Below are 16330 nucleotides of genomic sequence, written 5' to 3'. Positions count from 1 at the left end.
TCCCTGGAAAACAGCGTTCCGATGCGCCCTTTATGGGACGCAAGGGGTTATTCCGCGATGATAGTGTTGCGCAGCGTACCAAGACGCTCGATCTCGATCTCCACGACGTCGCCCGGTTTCATCCACAGCGGTGGGGTGCGTTTGGCACCGACGCCGCCCGGCGTGCCCGTCACGATGACATCCCCCGGCACCAGTTCGGTGAATTCCGAACAGTAGACGATGAGATCTGGCAGATCGAAGATCATGTCCTTGAACTGGGCTTGCTGCATGACTTCGCCGTTCAGGCGGGTGCTCAGCGTCAACTCTGCCAGCGGGCCAAGTTCGTCCGGCGTCATCATGTAGGGGCCGAATGCACCGGTCGCGGGAAAGTTCTTGCCCGGCGTGAACTGGTGCGTGTGCCACTGGTAGTCGCGCAGCGAGCCGTCGTTGTAGCAGGCATAGCCCGCGATATGGGACATTGCGTCTTCGCGTGTAATATAGCGGCCCGGCTTGCCGATCACGATGGCCAGCTCTCCCTCATAGTCGAGGTCGCTGGACACTTTCGGCATGACGATCGCTTCGTCATGGCCAAGCTGGCTGTTTGCAAATCGGCTAAAGATGGTCGGCTGGGCAACTTCCTTGCGGCCGGTTTCCTTGCGGTGATTTTCGTAGTTCAGACCAACGCAGATGATCTTGTCGGGATTCGGAATGACCGGAAGGTAAGAGAAGGCCCCGAAGGCAATGCGGGGCGCGTCTGCAAGAGCCTCATCTACGCCGGCAAAGTCGGCCTCAACGGCATCGCGCAGGCTTGGGTAAAGCGCCGAGAGGTCGGCAAGGGCAGAGTCTTCGATGACTCCCCAGAGAGTACGGTTGTCCGAACGCACGGTCGCGAATTTCACGGTCTGATCTCCTGTCAGTTGGTCTTGTACGCCCTGGCGCCCGCCAAAAGGGCGGCCAGGTCGAGAAGGGAAAGGGCGGTGCCGTAGACGTAGTGATCTGGGCGGATCAGGCAGGCGATACTGCCCGTTGCGTCGAACCAGCCGGACATGACGGCGTCGCGTTCTTCCAGACCGCCCGTGCCGCCGATCTGCGCGAGGGTGAGCCGCGCCGCGTCGGGGTGGTCCTTCAGGTCAGCGATGGTGATTTTGCGACCATCCAGTATCAGCCGCCAGCCGTGGCCAATGACACGGTCAAGCAACTCGAAATCGTCGCCCTGACGGACCCAGGGCTGCGGCGCGAGGGTGCCGGCGGCTGCGGATCGATCAATGAGGCCTTGTGTCAGCGGCGGCACGATATCCTGCCGCGTGACTTCCAGCGGCTTGCCGCCCCCCTTGGCAAGGATCTCGGCGTCTCGGGCCGCGGCGCGCTCGACATCTTGAATGCAGATCGCCTCGCCGATGGCCTTGATCCGCCCAGTCAGCGCCGTGACATGTGCCTTGCGCTCGGTCTCGTAGGTGTCGAGCAGACGGTGATCGGACTGACCTTTCAGGACCTCGGACAATTTCCAGGCGAGGTTGGTGACGTCTCTCACCCCCTGACACATCCCCTGCCCGATGAAGGGCGGCTGCTGGTGCGCCGCGTCGCCGGCCACAAAGATCCGACCCACACGCCAGCGATCCGCGACAAGGGCGTGAAACCGATAGCAGGCCGCGCGCCAAAGCGTTCCGTCTTCCGGGGTGATCCAGCGCGACAGGATGTTCCAGACCGACTCTGGCGTCTGCATCTGCATGGGATCCTCGCCCGGCGTCAGCATGATTTCCCAACGTCGGTGGGTTTTGGGGCCGATGATATAGCTGATCGGGCGCTCAGGCTCGCAGAACTGAGCGGAACAGGCCGGAACCAGATCCAGCTTGTCCTCATTCACCAGAACATCGACCACAAGCCAGGGCTCGTCAAAAATCAGGTCGTCCAGCCTGATCCCGGCAAGCTGGCGAACGGTGCTCGACGCCCCGTCACACCCGATGACATAGCGCGCCTCGATATCGCTTTGCATACCAGCCGCGTCGCGGACCGTCAGGCGCACCCGATCCTCGCTTTCCGCCAGTGCCATGACCTGATGGTTCAGGCGAACATCGACAGTGCCAAGCCCTGCCGCGAGATCCCTCATCGCGGCTTCGACCGGGGGCTGCGAGAAGACCATGTTGGGCGTATAGCCCTGCGGATAGGGCGCAGGGACCATCGAGATGCGGCGGATCAATTGTCCCTGCGCCCCGAAATGCTCAGAATCGGTGAAAGGTTCGATGTAGGGCATCACCGTGTCGTGCAGGCCAAGCCCATCAAGGTGACGCAGGATTTCATGATCGAGCGCAATGGCTCGGGGCAGCTCATAAACCTTGTCGCCACGTTCAAGCACGACGACGCTGCAACCGGTCTGGCCTAGCTGCGCCGCCGCAACTGCGCCAGAGGGACCGAAGCCGACGATCGCGACGTCAAAGAGCGTTGGCCCCGTCATTTGCGCGCCTCGTCGAAAGTGAGGGTGAGCTGCGCCGCTTTGCAGGCATCCGACTTAGCCGGAGCGATACCCCATTGATCAGTGCGCCCTGCGGGCCAAGTCCAGTCTTTGGGCGAGCCGACGCGATAGCTCTCGTCGACCTGAAGGACCTCGGCTGTGTATTCGATCACCGCGCCATCCGGGGCGACAAAATACGCGAAGACGTTGTCACCGGGCCCGTGACGGCCAACGCCCCATCCGATTTCATACCCGTTGTCGCGCATCCGGCCCGCGCCGAGCATCACGCCCTCCCAATCCGGCATCATGAAGGCGATGTGATTGAGGCCATTGACGTCAGCATCGGCCAGAACAACAGCGTGGTGATCCGAATTGCAGCGCAGGAAGGCCATCATCCCGGACCGGTCGGTCAGATCAAAGCCCAGCACGTCGCGATAGAAATCGACAAGATCGGCTACGTTGGTCGAGTTGAAGTTGACGTGGGATAGACGGTAGGCGCGGGTACGGTCACTTGTCGCCGCCTTGCGCATGTCGCCGATCACGATCTCGATCACTGTGCCCTGCGGTTCACGGAAGACAAAATGCGTCCCACCGCAGGGGCCGGAGACAGGCTCGATGTCCCGCAGCATCACGGCACCCGAGGCCGAAACTCGGCGATGAAGCTCAGCGAAGGCTTCGTCACTTGCGGCGCGGAAGGTCGTCTTGCGAAGTTCGGTGCGGTGGCTGGCGCGCAGCTCGAGGACGCAGATGTCATCACCCGTCGCGGCCAGGAAAACTTTGTCACCTTCGCGAGCAATCAGTTCCAGGCCCCACACGGAGGTATAGAACGCCTCGGCACTCGCAATATCGGTAACGCCCAGCTCGACACTGCGGATACACGAAATCAGGAATTTGTCCACGAAGCTCCTCCTTCAACGTTCGATTTCGAGGTAATGCATACAAAACTGCCGCGCAAGATAAAAAATATAAATTCTAAATCTGATTTCGATAATGTACAAAGACGGGAGAAGCGTTTGCGGAAATTCATATGAACCATTTGTACCTTGCGGAGCCTCACGAGGAGCAGACGATTGCAGGCACGATCTCGCATCGTCTGCGCTCTGATATCCTGTCCGGCGCCCTTGAGCCGGGCACCAAACTGCAGATGCGCGCCCTTGTGGAGCGCTACGAGATAGGCCAGACGCCGCTGCGCGAGGCACTGAACCGACTCGCTGCGGAAGGCCTTGTCGAGACCAAGGCGCAGCGCGGTTTCTTCGTCAGCCCGATCACCCGAAATGAGCTTGAGGAGTTCACCAAAACCCGCTGTTGGCTGGAAGAAATAGCCCTGCGCGAGAGCATCACGAACGGCGGTCAGGACTGGGAAGAAGAGTTGATCGTCGCGCAGTACAGGCTGCAGCGCACGCCGCGCTCGCTCGACCCGCTGGTCTTCAAGGACAATCCTGAATGGGAGAAACACCACCGCAACTTCCATGAGGTGCTTTTGTCGCGCTGCGGCTCCTCCACCCTGCTAAATTTCTGCAACCAGCTTGCGGACCGGCTCTATCGTTACCGCATGATCTCGATCTCGCGGGTGTTCGCGAAAAGACCGGTTGCGGACGAACACTCCGCGATTGCCGAAGCCGCGCTGGCGAGGGACATCGATCGTGCCACCAAACTCCTGATGCAGCACTACACCAGAACGGCGGTGGTTTTGTTGGAGAGCCTTGCGGAATGAGCATCCCCATGGCGTGGACATGTCACTGTCTTGTGCGGGCCCAAGTGCGCGTTTAAGCCGCCTGTCGCGCGAAAGTGACGGAGCTTTCGAGCCTGAAGTCGAGGGTTTCGGACAGGGCAGCTCAAAGGCCTGGCAGTCGCAGCAGCACTGCCGGGTCGCCTCGACGACACGGGCGTTGGCGTCTTCGCCCGTCAAGTCTGCTCCCGCACCATATTCCTGCATCAGGGCTGGATCGAGGAGGCGGGCGCCGCCGAAAAGGGCTATAAATACCGCCTCCGAGCGCTCCGGCACTTACCTCATCAGCTGGTTCGAGCGCGTCTGATCTGTTCTGAAGGTAACAACAAAGCCCCAGTCCACACGTGATGCCGAAATTGAGCCGCAAGGAAATGATGCGCACGTTGAAGGTGCTGGCCGATATCCCGTCCTTCGTGTTGATCAGCCTCGCTCCGGCGGTGTGCGCCTTGCGGAATTTCCGCTCTCGCGGTGCGCCCCCGGTGAGTTTTCGCCTACAGCGATGTTCCGGAAACCGTCCAATGTGTGCAGCGTCGTATCGGAGGAGCCAAATTTATGCTGCGATAGACAGAATATGGCCAAGTTATTTCGACCAATTCTATCGCTGGAATTTTTCGTACACTGAACATTTGACAGAGGATTTGTCGGCTCATACCTGAGCACCATGATGGAAAATCAAGCCAAATCTCTACTGCAAACGGAAGCTCGCGATCGCGAGCCGGCGTTTGCGATCATGTCCCGCCTTGCAGCAGCGGGAGGTGTCTCGGCCGTTGATTTCGGGCAAGACTTCGGTATCCCTTTCGCCCAAGTGTAGCGGGGGAGAGGCGGCAACGCTTCAGAAAATCGGTCATCTAATCGGTAACCCGCAGCCGCATGGGCAGTCCAGGCTCTCAGATTCGACGACCCGTTCGATCCGCGGCAAGTCCTTGGGTTGATTGCCAGGGCTGCGTCGGGCTGCCCCGCGCACCTCACATCTTTAATACGAGTAAACGACGCGCAGCGAAGGTTAGTAGTCTGCCCTTCGTGCCGATCCCGAGCTCCACCCCACCATTTGGCACCGCGACTGCCGGACATGCAAACAGCCTCGGGTGCTCCCCGAGGCCGTTCTTCATCCTATCAGCCCAAATGCCCCATCGAGACATTTAGGTCATGTCGTGTGACGCGTCACGACAGCATTAGTCAGAGAAAGTAGATGAATGCGCAAAATCAATCACTTCCGATTCGGCACGAAAAATCCATAAACATTTTCAACAACTTGCTGAACGCGACTTCCAGATTGAAAGCATAAGACTGCGCAGATACCAAAAACCTGCGCAACATCAGAGGTTTAGCTCATGAAGCCATCTGATCGGCAGCATCCAGACATGAAAAAACCCGCGCCGAAGCGCGGGTTTCTCAAAGACTGAATTGTCCGGGAAGATCAGGTGCCGATGGCGGCCCGAAATGGCTTGTCCCTCCGGAACATCGTCTCGTAGCTGTCATGGATGAACGGCGTTGCCAGCTGGTTCATTCCGGTTTTCTCGCACCAGGCCGCCACGAAATCCGACCGCTCAACCACCCCTTCCCTCCTGGCAACGGCAAGTGCCACGGCATCGACGACCATGTCGATGACCAGGCCCCACCGGAATGCGCAGGCAGTCGCAAGGCGGTGCAGGAAGTCTCCCGTCGGCAGGCTGGCGTCGACATCGAGCCCCGCGCTGATGGCGTAGCTGCCGACGATTTCGTTGAGGGTTTCGTAATCCTGTGCCGGATGCCCGGGCGCACTGCTCAGATCGATTTCCTGAAACTCGATCCTGATCATCAGCCGATCAAGCTGTGGCTCGCGCTGCACATAGCCCAAGGCGTGAAGCGTCTTGCGGCCGAGATCCTTCCAGCTCCCTTTTGCCTCCAGCACGCAGCTTGCAAACCGCGCATCCTTGCCGTCAGGCATGCGAACAGCGCTCTCTTTGAAGCGGTTCAGCATGTCCGAGATCTCGGCGGTCTTGCCCGAACCGGACAGCCCCGTCACAAGGAGGCTGCATGCCTCGAAGCCCTTCCCGGACTGCAGACGCCCCAGGTGGCGACTGAAGAGCTGCGCGAAGGTCTGCTGAAGTTCCTCGCCCTTGGCGAGCGGGAAATGACGCTGCGCCAGGTCCGCGTTCAGGTTTGCCAACGAGGGAATGATGAAGGGGTTGGTCACAGCTTGCTATCCTTGACGGGGCCGAAGGTCATGGTTTTGATGTCGTCAGGGTGTGGCGCCGAAGTGCTCCCCTTCCTTGGGGGCACATCCGTCGGTCCAGCGGACTGCGGCGGAGGTGCGCTTGCCTTGGGGGGCGTCGATGCGGACGGCGGTTTGGACGGAGCCACGCTGGCCGGGCGTGCCGGCACCACACCCGACGTGCGGCCCCTGCTCATGAGATGCCCGGGTGCGGCAGTCGCACCGAAATAGGCGGCGGGGCGCGTTTCGACCTGAAGCAGTTAGCTGGCGCGATACTCGAGCTGTGCGAGTGTCTGGTAGCTCGAAGGATCACGGGAATCCGGGAAGAAGCCGGAGTCGCGCGCGCGACGCGCGCGAGCTTCGCTCAGATGCCGGTCATGCAGCTCGCGCAGCATCGGGTTGGACCTCGACGCTGCTTCCATGATCCCAACGGCCTCCTCGAGCGTTTGGTCTTTAAAGACAATCATGCTCAGCTCTGCCTCCATCACCTCCTCCACTCCCTCGGCGGTGACATAGACCTTGCGGAGGTCATCGGGGTCGAGATGAACCGTAACCCGCTTGGGCTCGCCATCATCGAAGCGCACGAGCTGACTCGAGCTGAAGGGGATATTGAAGACTCGAACGCCACCTGAAGTCGTGGTCGCAATGACCTTCGCGCCAAGATGGAGACACCTGTCGCGCTGGGAGGGCGCCTCGATAGCGCTATATCGCTTCTGGCGTGGGGTCGCACCGTTCATCCCGGTGCCGCGATGCGGCCGGAAGGGATACTCGTCGATGAAATAGCGCGTGATGATGCCGTAAAGCTGGTCATGGCTGAGCTTGGCAGAACTTTTCGGGTCGTACCCGGTCAACTCTCCAGGACGACTGCCCGTGTACCCCGGCAGGGTATTGAGCACCTGCCACTGCAGTGTACCGAACACCCGTTCGACCACTTGCTTGTCCAGGGGCTGGTAGGCACGCGCAGTCATGACGGTCATGCCCATACCAAGCTGGCTAGCGTAGACATCGGCATTTCGAGTGGCGGTACCATTGTCAGCCAGGGCGAGACCCAGCCGCACGGGCGGCACCGGCTCCTGCTTGCATCCGTAGCGAACCTTTTCCTTGGTCTTGTCCCGCGTCGCCATACGAAGCAGCGCTTTGGTATGGTCGGCGTCTGCTGTCTCGGAAATAAGCCAGCCAAGTACCTCGCGGGTCGCCACGTCGATGATCAGGTGAAGCCAGCAGCGTCGGACCTCGTTGTCCGCGAGCTCTTGTGGTGCCTGCTTAGGATCGATCACCTTCGCTCTGACGACGCCGTTGCCGGAGGTGAAGATCGACAGCAGGTACTGATCGGTTTCGATCTTCTCACCGAACGCCAGTGCGCGCACGTCCGTTGAACCGGGCCCCTTTACGTTCGTCGCGTGCCGTTTGCCACCCCGACCGATAATGCGCACGACTTCCGAGATGGCCTTGATCCTGCTTCGGATCGTCGTGATCGTCGGAAAGCTGATACATTGCGCGATCTCCTGGGGAGAGCGGTGAAATTCCTCCTTCGCCTGTGCATAAAGGTCCGCCAGCTTCGGCTTCTGTGGAACTAGCCAACAATCCACCACGAAACTGATGAACCGCTCCTGCCAATCCCATAGCCTGGGTTCCCGGCGCCCCTTCTTATGATCGCGGTCGGCCAGAACCACCGGGTTGCGATCGAAGCGATGATAGACATCATGATAGCTGGCGAGAGTACGACCCTGAGGAACATCAAAGCCGGCGGCCTACTTTCCGCCCCGTCGAGTTCTGAGGAAATTGAAACCGGGTGCGATCTCGTCAGCTCGCTCCAGCACAAGACGGCGATGCTTCCCGGTCTTGTCCATGAAGCGCTGGGTAAGTTTTTCGCCTTCTTCACGTAGCGCGTCCTGGGCCAACACGAGGGCCAGGCGGCCCTGCACGATACGCTGGGTTTCTTCCGGAAACTGCTCCACGCGCTCAATGCCGCCGGTATACTCCAGAAGGGCATACCTCTTCTCTGCATCCGCCGGCTTAATCAACTCGCAATCCCGCGCCCGGATTGCGTCGTCGACTCGTTCAGCCGTCAGGTTGAAGCACTCACCGCTGTCGAGACACCGCACCGCGTAGCCGCTCTCCTCGCGAACCGACACCATCAGTTCGCGACCATCCAGCTTCAGGATAGATCCCTTGGGGATGTTGTAGAGCGGCTGCGTAGTCATGCGTTCAGCGCGACCCGGGAGGGATAGTCGATGACCCCATGCATGTCCGTCCAGAGCACATTCTGGCCGATGAGCCGCATCGCCGCCTGGTAGCAGCGACCCGGCTCGAAGTCGCAATTCTTGATGAGGTCGCTCAGGTACCAGTCGTTGGTCATGCGCGCCGCCTCTTCGACGATCTTATCGGCTTCGGCATCTGCAAGCTGCAGATAGTCCCAGATACGGCGAAGATTGTCGCGATATGCCCGCGTGTATGTTGGATGTCACTCATAACTGACCCAGCATTGTCACCGAGAACTGACCCGCCCGTTTGTTATGTCTTCTGGTTCATGACGTGGTCAATGGCGCTGTATCCTTCCGTTTCTTTTTCGCTGTCTCGGAGCTGGCTTTGAAGCGGTAGCTGTCGTTTCCGGTCTCGAGGATGTGGCAGCGGTGGGTGAGGCGATCGAGGAGTGCAGTGGTCATCTTGGCGTCGCCAAAAACGCTGGCCCACTCGCTGAAGCTCAGATTGGTGGTAATGACCACACTGGTGCGCTCGTATAGTTTGCTGAGAAGATGGAACAGCAGCGCACCGCCCGAGGCGCTGAACGGCAGGTAGCCGAGCTCGTCCAGGATCACCAATTCGGTCTTCACCAGCGCCTCGGCGATCTTTCCAGCTTTTCCCTGGGCCTTTTCTTGTTCCAGCGCATTCACCAGTTCGACGGTCGAGAAGAAGCGCACCCGCTTGCGATGATGCTCAATGGCCTGAATGCTCAATGTCACGCCAAAGGCGTGCTTTCAGCACGACCGCAACGTGGCTTTTCCCAGTTCCGGGTCCGCCGATCAGGACCACGTTCTCGGCCGCGTCCATGAACTCGCACCGATGCAGTTGGCGCACGAGGGCTTCGTTGACCTCGCTGGTGGCAAAGTCGAAGCGGGACAGGTCCTTGTAGGCCGGGAAGCGCGCGGCCTTCATGTGATAGGCCCCTCTCGTGCATGTAAACATGCACTGCCGGGCAGTGGATGGAGCGCACCTCGCGTTCGGCCATTTCAGCCTTGAGCAGTTGCGACAGGATCGGGGCCGTGCCGGAGGCACGCTTTCAGCGTGACCGCGTCAAATGCAGGCGCTCCCTGTTCCATGAGGTCATGCACTGCCTGCGCCATGCGTCGTGCTGGAAGCACGCCTTTGGCGTGATGCATCTTGAGGCTGCGCAGCATGATGACAATTGCGGCGTCGCGCCAGAGGCGCGCAGGATTGAATGGGCGGGATCATGACGCATGGCGTGTGCCTCCCCGCAGTCCATCGTAGCGCGCAACGTTGGCCTCAGGCTCCTTCTTCAGGGCGAGACTTGAAGGTGGCGTCACATCGGGCTGGTCGATTGGCGTGCCATCCACCAGCCTGTGGAGCAGGTTCAGCACATGGGTCTTGGTCGGCACGCCCGCCTCCAGCGCCATGTCCACGGCGCACAGAACGGCCTGTTCGTCATGCTGAAAGCATGCCTCCGGCATGACGTGATGCAAAACCAAGGACAGAATCTCGACCATCTCGCGATCGCCGCCGGGCTTGCGCAGCATCTGCCCCTGCAATTGACGGAACGCCTCTGGCATCTCGACGAAGGGCGCACCATTTCGTAGCGCGCCCGGCTTGCGCTGGACCACGGCGAGGCAATGTTGCCAGTCATAGATGACGCGGCCAGGTTGCCGGTGCGACCGCTCAATGATGCGCCGATGCTCGCAGACCACGTGCCCTTCGGCCGTCACGCCAAAGGCGTGCTTTCCAGCACGACCACCAGCCGTTCAGGGTAGATGTGCAGGCTGACGGGGCGGTTTGCGAAGCTGGCAGGCACAGAGTAGCGATTGCGGTCGAAGGTGATAAGGCCCCCTCTCGGCAGCATGCTTCGCATGCGCCTGCCGGGCAATGCGTGGGCGATACGCGCTTGCTCTGTTCGACGAAGCCATCAAAGGCCGTAGGCAAGGGCATCAGCGTCGGCTTCTCGGCCTCCCAGGCATCGGCAATACTGCCCGCTGACCGGCAACACATGCTTGCATGTGTGAGAGGGGGACAAAGTGCCATGCGCAGTCTCGGCCCACAGAACCTTGCAGCGCTCTTCAAGCCAGTCATTCAGCGCATCGAGATCTGAGAAGGCTGGCATCACCTGCCAGAGCCGTAGTGCCGGAGGCGCGCTTTCAGCGCGACGCGCATCGCGGACGTTCTTCTCCACCTGTCCTTTCTCCCAGCCCGCTGCCGGATTGCAAAAATTGGGCTCAAAAACGTAGTGGCTGGCTCCTCTCGGCAGAATTGCTGCGCAATTCGCCTGCCGGGCAATGCATGGCCAGGAACCGCGCATTCACATCACGCTTCTTGCCAGCGCCCACGCGATCCACCGCCGTCTTCGCGTCCATTGTCCTCGGACCAATGGCGGACAATTCCCGCTGTCGTAGATCCCGCGGCCCGGGAGCCCTCAAAGACCCGGAACGCTTGCCAGTGCGCGTCAAACAGCATCTCATGCGTCTGCAACAGATAGGCCCTGACCAGAAACGCCCGACTGTGCGACAGCTTGATATGGGCCACCTGCAACTTGATGCGCTCGCCGCCGACGCCGTGCCGGAGGCGCGCAGACCGTGCGCGACCCCAGTCCTCGCTCCAGTCAAACTGGAACGCCTCGCCCGGCTGGAACACCAGCGGCACGAATGTCCCGCGATCGGTGGTTTGCAGCGCAGGTTGCCGATCCCCCTTCCATACCCGCACGAAGGCTGCGACCCGCTCATACGAGCCGCCATAGCCAAGCTGAACAAGATCAGCGTGCATCTGCTTGGCGGTGCGCCGGTCCTTGCGCGACTTGCGCTGCTCCGTCACCAGCCAGCCTGTCAGCTTCGCGGCATACGGGTCCAGCTTGCTTGGCCTTGATGGTGCCTGGAACTTGGGCTCAACAGTGCCCGCCCGCAGATACCTCCTGATGGTGTTGCGAGACAGCCCGGTCCGCCGTGAAATCTCGCGGATGGGCATCTTGTCCCGCAACGCCCAACGTCGAATGACGCTTGAAAAATCCTTGTCGATCACTCCAATAACCCCCGACAAATCCCGTCAGGGGCAAGGTTCCACATGGGTCAATTCTCAGTGACAATTTCGACTTCTGCTGGGTCAGCTCTGAGTGACATCCAACACACCTCAAGTTAGGACGAGTAAATTCAATGTAATCAGAAACTGCAATTCTATATCAAACGCTTGAAGAGACAGCTGCGGGGGAGGATTCGAAATCCATCACCCTGTCGATCAGCCCACGAACGAGCACTATGCGTTGGATATGTTAGCGCCGCCATCGTTTTCGGGCACATTTCTGAGGGAGATGTTTTCAGTTATTTGCCGGTGAGAGATGAGAAGATGAATCGCCTTGGAACTTGTTGGCGAGATCATTGGCACGCGGAATGTCAGTCCTTCCCAATGTAAGCGATAATCTTGCATCCGCAGAGAATGTCCGCGATCCGCCCCTGGTTTCGATCGAGCGGGCTCCGGTCTTGGTTCTCGCCTGAATGTCCGCTTCCGCGGTGCGGTCGGGGTGCCTTCGCAGAAGCAGCGAACGACCGCTTCCCGCCCTTCTAGCCAGGACAGATCACCATGCAGCGCCGGACGTGTGCGGTGACTACGACCCCTTGAATCAAACCATTCGCTCCCAAGAGCGATGACGCTTCGTGTATTCGTATCTGGTGTTGAGCCCAGTACCCCGGGAAGCCCTCGGGAGGCGTCACTCAGGTCTGATCTCGCGCTGATGGCGAGCAAGAAGCGTGACCAGTCTTCTGAAGGAAATCACCTTCTGGCGCTTGAGGTGGACGAGGCCCCGTTCGACCGGGTCGAGGTCAACGTCGTCTCCACAGACGCGAGCAATGGTGTCGGCGTAGACATCTGTTGCTGTGACGGGCACCTGACAATTTCTCTGACGCTGATATCGGCTGAGGATCGTAGCGACAACTTGCGTCGGCTTAATGGTCTTCATCGGAGTTCCCACCGCCTCTAAGCGAACTCGTGTCCAGGGTCTCACCATCGCAAGCCAGCCCCAATGCGCCATGCGCAGGCTCATACAGGGAGGCCACAACGGCCCTCCGCCGAATCCGCCGCTTCATGCCACGAACCGCACATTTCCTTCATACGCGAAAGGCGCCGGAGCAACAGCCCCAGCGCCTCCATCACTGTTTGACAGAGAGATGCCTAGGGGCACCAGGCGATACGTTTCGCCCTTGACACCCCTTGCGCAGACTTATGCTTCCGTTTGCGCATTCATCTGCTTTCTCTGACTATTCCGACACGCACTTTCAGCCACACTTGGAGTGGCCGCAGGAGGTGCAGGTCATGCAGCCCTCGACCATCTGAAGCGTGTACTGACCGCAGCTCGGGCAGGCCTTGCCGCGGTTGTGGCTGGTGCCACCGGCGTTCAGACCCACGACCGAAGCGGTCGGGTCGGTTTTCAGACCGAGGCCCTCGCCCGCAATGAAGCCTGTCTCGATCATGTGACGCTCGATCACGCCACCGATCGCGGCCAGCATCGAGGGGATGTACTTGCCCTTGATCCAGGCGCCGCCGCGCGGATCGAAGACCGCCTTCAGCTCCTCGACCACAAAGCTCACATCGCCGCCACGGCGGAACACGGCCGAGATCATCCGCGTCAGCGCGACGGTCCAGGCGTAGTGCTCCATGTTCTTGGAGTTGATGAAGACCTCGAAGGGACGGCGATGACCGCTGATCACGATGTCATTGATCGTGATGTAGATCGCATGCTCGCTGTCGGGCCACTTCAGCTTGTAGGTGTTGCCCTCAAGCGCCTGCGGACGATCCAGCGGATCGGCCATCTCCATGTAGACGACCTCGCCGCCCTCCTGGGGCATGGCGGGCTTGGCCTCTTCCTTGGAGTCGCTGACCGACAGGACCGAACCGGTGACATCGTTCGGGCGATAGGTCGTGCAGCCTTTGCAGCCCTGATCCCAGGCGGCCATGTAGACCTCCTTGAAGTCGTCAAAGCCGATGTCCTCGGGGCAGTTGATCGTCTTGGAGATGCTCGAGTCGATCCATTTCTGGGCTGCGGCCTGCATCTTGACGTGCTCCAGCGGGGCCAGCGTCTGGGCGTTGACGAAGTAGTCCGGCAGGGGCGCGTCGCCCTTGAGGTCCTTCCACATCTTCACCGCGTAATCGACGACCTTCTCTTCGGTGCGCGACCCGTCCTTCTGCAGAACCTTGCGAGTGTATTCATAGGCGAACACCGGCTCGATCCCCGAAGACACGTTGCCTGCATAGAGCGAGATCGTCCCCGTCGGCGCGATCGAGGTCAGCAGTGCGTTGCGGATGCCATGTTCGGCGACCGCTTCGCGCACGTCCTCGTCCATCTGCTGCATGGTGCCGGAGGCCAGGTAGGCATCCTTGTCGAACAGCGGGAACGCGCCCTTCTCCTTCGCGAGGTCCACGGAGGCGAGGTAGGAAGCGCGCGCAATCGCCCGCAGCCAGGCTTCGGTCTGGGCCGCAGCTTCGTCCGAGCCATAGCGCAGGCCGGTCATCAGCAGCGCATCGGCCAGGCCGGTGACGCCCAGACCGATCCGGCGCTTGGCTTCGGCCTCACGGCGCTGCGCTTCCAGCGGGAAGCCCGAGGCATCGACGGTATTGTCCATCATGCGGATCGCCATGCGCACCAGATCGTCCAGCGCGGCAATATCCAGCGCGGCGTTTTCGGTGAAGGGATCGCTGACCAGACGCGACAGGTTCACCGAGCCGAGCAGGCAGGCGCCGTAGGGCGGCAGAGGCTGCTCGCCACACGGGTTCGTCGCGGCGATCGTTTCGCAATAGGCCAGGTTGTTGGCTTGGTTGATGCGGTCGATGAAGATCACGCCCGGCTCGGCGTAATCATAGGTCGCCTGCATGATCGTGTTCCACAGATCGCGCGCCTGAAGGGTGTGATAGACCTTGTCGCCGAAGGTCAGTTCCCAAGGTCCATCGGCCTTGACTGCAGCCATGAACGGGTCGGTGATCAGCACGGACATGTTGAACATGCGCAACCGCGCCGGATCGCTTTTCGCGGCAATGAACTGTTCGATATCGGGGTGGTCGCAGCGCATCGTCGCCATCATCGCGCCACGGCGCGATCCCGCGCTCATGATCGTGCGGCACATCGCGTCCCAGACATCCATGAACGACAGCGGGCCAGAGGCATCTGCCGCCACGCCCTTCACATCCGCGCCCTTGGGGCGAATCGTGCTGAAGTCATAGCCGATGCCGCCGCCCTGCTGCATGGTCAGCGCGGCCTCTTTCAGCATGTCAAAGATGCCGCCCATGCTGTCGGGCACGGTGCCCATGACAAAGCAGTTGAACAGCGTCACACGGCGCGCGGTGCCGGCGCCTGCGGTGATCCGGCCTGCGGGCAGGAATTTGAAATCCTCCAGCGCGCCGTAAAAGCGGTCTTCCCAGGTGTCCTTGTCGTCCTCGACAGCGGCAAGGGCGCGCGCGATTCGGCGCCAGCTGTCCTCGACACTCCGGTCAACGGGTGTTCCATCCGCATCCTTGAAGCGGTATTTCATATCCCAGACTTGTTCGGCGATCGGGGCGGCAAAGCGGGTCATCACGATTCCTTTGGCAGAAGGCATGGTTGAAGCTGACAGAGAACGGCTTACTATGGTTTCAGGACTAGGGGCACAAGACACCCTAGCACTTTTTTCGGACCGCCAAAGCACTATATTTTGCGTCCCCACCCAGAAGCACCACAGCACCTTGAGAATATTATGCCCAAGACGAACCTTATAAAACTCAGTGTCGGCACCGAAAGCGTCGAGGATCTTGAGGCATGGCAGACCACTCCGATGGTGCGCACGGCCGATGGCAATGTCCGTCACGTCACCCGCATGTGGCCCAAGCGCGAAGATGACCTGCTCGACGGGGGCAGCATCTACTGGGTCATAAAGGGCCAGATTCAGGCTCGCCAGCGCTTTGTCAGGCTGGAGGAAGCCGATCACGGCGATGGCGTGCGCCGCTGCGCCTTCGTGCTGGAGCCTGAGCTGATCCGCGTCGCCCCTTCGACCAAGCGCCCGTTTCAGGGCTGGCGCTATCTCAAGCCCGAGGATTCGCCTGTCGATCTCTCCGGCACCCGCGCCGATGACGATGCCCTCCCGCCAGAGCTGAATGCCGCCCTCGCGGAAATCGGCGTGATCTGAGGCACTGGATCTGAGGCACTGGCCCAATTGCTGTGCAGCGCGAAACCGCCAACGCCCGAAATCCTGCGCGAATATTGACAGGCCGACACACGCCAGGGGTGAATATCGCCATCCCAAGCCGGAAAGCCCTGCCCATGTTCCCCGCGCCGAATCTCTTTGCCCTGTGGAAGGCCCCTCTGTCAGGCGACATCCTGCAGAACATTGAGCCGCGCCTGTTCTCCGAGGACATGGCCGGCTCGCCCGATATCGAGGAAGCGATCTTCAAGGATGTCGCCAGCTACGGCGCACAGCTTGGCAAGATCCTCGAGGCGCTGGAGACGCTCTCAGCCGCCACCGACACGCCCCTGCCCGCGATCCACGACCTGCGCATGGCGGTCGAGACCAAGAAGGCCGAGATGCAGTCGAAACTGGCCGAGCGCGCGACCACCGCTCTCGACAAGCTCAAGGCCGCAGACCCCGCCGCCCATGCCGCACTCCTGCGGGGCCGCGCGACGGACGGCTCCCCGACCTGAGCAGGCTGCCCCGTTAACACATGCACTTTGCGCCGATCACGCACCGCCCGGATACCGTTCAGATACCGACGCAATACCGACATCGCGATTTCGCGGTTTTCG

12 protein-coding genes and 2 pseudogenes are annotated in these 16330 nt (G+C 60.7%); 3 read left to right on the top strand and 11 right to left on the bottom strand.

Going from position 1 to position 16330, the window contains the following annotated elements; translation table 11 throughout:
- Window positions 1-47: 47 nt before the first annotated feature.
- The 3 genes from F3W81_RS20555 to F3W81_RS20545 are packed head-to-tail and all read right to left on the bottom strand — an operon-like array spanning window position 48 to window position 3327.
- Window positions 48-878 (bottom strand): fumarylacetoacetate hydrolase family protein, encoded by an 831-nt coding sequence (locus tag F3W81_RS20555; protein WP_193081451.1) that lies wholly within the window; start codon window positions 876-878, stop codon window positions 48-50.
- A gap of 14 nt (window positions 879-892) precedes the next feature.
- Window positions 893-2431 carry a bifunctional 3-(3-hydroxy-phenyl)propionate/3-hydroxycinnamic acid hydroxylase gene (locus F3W81_RS20550; RefSeq protein WP_193081449.1) on the bottom strand — a complete coding sequence of 513 codons (1539 nt, stop codon included), beginning with the start codon at window positions 2429-2431 and terminating at the stop codon, window positions 893-895.
- Complete coding sequence (locus F3W81_RS20545) at window positions 2428-3327, bottom strand: VOC family protein (protein ID WP_193081448.1); 900 nt, start codon at window positions 3325-3327, stop codon at window positions 2428-2430. Before F3W81_RS20545 ends, F3W81_RS20550 begins: the two co-directional genes overlap by 4 nt.
- Before the next feature lie 128 nt (window positions 3328-3455).
- Here F3W81_RS20545 and F3W81_RS20540 point away from each other — a divergent pair, with 128 nt between their 5' ends.
- On the top strand, window positions 3456-4142 hold the full coding sequence (locus F3W81_RS20540; RefSeq protein ID WP_193081446.1) for a GntR family transcriptional regulator: 687 nt from the start codon (window positions 3456-3458) through the stop codon (window positions 4140-4142).
- 1432 nt (window positions 4143-5574) lie between these two features.
- Here F3W81_RS20540 and F3W81_RS20535 read toward each other — a convergent pair.
- From F3W81_RS20535 to F3W81_RS20500, 8 genes and pseudogenes are all read right to left on the bottom strand, one after another.
- Window positions 5575-6333, bottom strand: coding sequence for an ATP-binding protein (locus F3W81_RS20535; RefSeq protein WP_193081444.1), 759 nt, complete (start codon window positions 6331-6333; stop codon window positions 5575-5577).
- 278 nt (window positions 6334-6611) lie between these two features.
- Window positions 6612-8024: a Mu transposase C-terminal domain-containing protein gene (locus tag F3W81_RS20530; RefSeq protein ID WP_193081442.1), complete on the bottom strand. Its 1413-nt coding sequence runs from the start codon at window positions 8022-8024 to the stop codon at window positions 6612-6614.
- A gap of 78 nt (window positions 8025-8102) precedes the next feature.
- A complete protein-coding gene (locus F3W81_RS20525) occupies window positions 8103-8555 on the bottom strand; it encodes a hypothetical protein (RefSeq protein ID WP_193081441.1) in 453 nt (150 codons plus the stop codon).
- On the bottom strand, window positions 8552-8710 hold the full coding sequence (locus tag F3W81_RS20965) for a hypothetical protein (RefSeq protein WP_226941764.1): 159 nt from the start codon (window positions 8708-8710) through the stop codon (window positions 8552-8554). The genes F3W81_RS20525 and F3W81_RS20965 overlap by 4 nt, the downstream gene beginning before the upstream one ends.
- Before the next feature lie 169 nt (window positions 8711-8879).
- A pseudogene (gene istB / locus F3W81_RS20515) lies at window positions 8880-9749 on the bottom strand (IS21-like element helper ATPase IstB).
- A 51-nt stretch (window positions 9750-9800) separates the two neighbouring features.
- Window positions 9801-11538: pseudogene (gene istA, locus F3W81_RS20510) on the bottom strand (IS21 family transposase).
- A gap of 736 nt (window positions 11539-12274) precedes the next feature.
- Complete coding sequence (locus F3W81_RS20505) at window positions 12275-12523, bottom strand: hypothetical protein (protein ID WP_193081439.1); 249 nt, start codon at window positions 12521-12523, stop codon at window positions 12275-12277.
- 316 nt (window positions 12524-12839) lie between these two features.
- Entirely contained in the window at window positions 12840-15128 is a 2289-nt protein-coding gene (locus tag F3W81_RS20500; protein WP_193081437.1) for an adenosylcobalamin-dependent ribonucleoside-diphosphate reductase, read from the bottom strand.
- A gap of 159 nt (window positions 15129-15287) precedes the next feature.
- Between F3W81_RS20500 and F3W81_RS20495 the strand changes: the two genes are divergently transcribed.
- Window positions 15288-15716 (top strand): DUF1489 family protein, encoded by a 429-nt coding sequence (locus tag F3W81_RS20495; RefSeq protein ID WP_193081435.1) that lies wholly within the window; start codon window positions 15288-15290, stop codon window positions 15714-15716.
- A gap of 134 nt (window positions 15717-15850) precedes the next feature.
- A complete protein-coding gene (locus F3W81_RS20490; RefSeq protein ID WP_193081433.1) occupies window positions 15851-16228 on the top strand; it encodes a hypothetical protein in 378 nt (125 codons plus the stop codon).
- Window positions 16229-16330: the final 102 nt, after the last annotated feature.

Origin of the sequence: Pseudooceanicola spongiae, from assembly GCF_014899185.1 — a bacterium.
GTDB classification, from domain to species: domain Bacteria; phylum Pseudomonadota; class Alphaproteobacteria; order Rhodobacterales; family Rhodobacteraceae; genus Pseudooceanicola; species Pseudooceanicola spongiae.
This window is presented reverse-complemented; position numbering and strand designations above follow the sequence as displayed.

What these genes read in the sequence shown, in the direction of transcription:
- F3W81_RS20550 (WP_193081449.1), bottom strand. Translation starts at nt 2,431, where the DNA reads ATGACGGGGCCAACGCTCTTTGACGTCGCGATCGTCGGCTTCGGTCCC.
- F3W81_RS20495 (WP_193081435.1), top strand. Translation starts at nt 15,288, where the DNA reads ATGCCCAAGACGAACCTTATAAAACTCAGTGTCGGCACCGAAAGCGTC.
- F3W81_RS20505 (WP_193081439.1), bottom strand. Translation starts at nt 12,523, where the DNA reads ATGAAGACCATTAAGCCGACGCAAGTTGTCGCTACGATCCTCAGCCGA.
- F3W81_RS20540 (WP_193081446.1), top strand. Translation starts at nt 3,456, where the DNA reads ATGAACCATTTGTACCTTGCGGAGCCTCACGAGGAGCAGACGATTGCA.
- F3W81_RS20500 (WP_193081437.1), bottom strand. Translation starts at nt 15,128, where the DNA reads ATGACCCGCTTTGCCGCCCCGATCGCCGAACAAGTCTGGGATATGAAA.
- F3W81_RS20965 (WP_226941764.1), bottom strand. Translation starts at nt 8,710, where the DNA reads ATGACCAACGACTGGTACCTGAGCGACCTCATCAAGAATTGCGACTTC.
- F3W81_RS20525 (WP_193081441.1), bottom strand. Translation starts at nt 8,555, where the DNA reads ATGACTACGCAGCCGCTCTACAACATCCCCAAGGGATCTATCCTGAAG.
- F3W81_RS20490 (WP_193081433.1), top strand. Translation starts at nt 15,851, where the DNA reads ATGTTCCCCGCGCCGAATCTCTTTGCCCTGTGGAAGGCCCCTCTGTCA.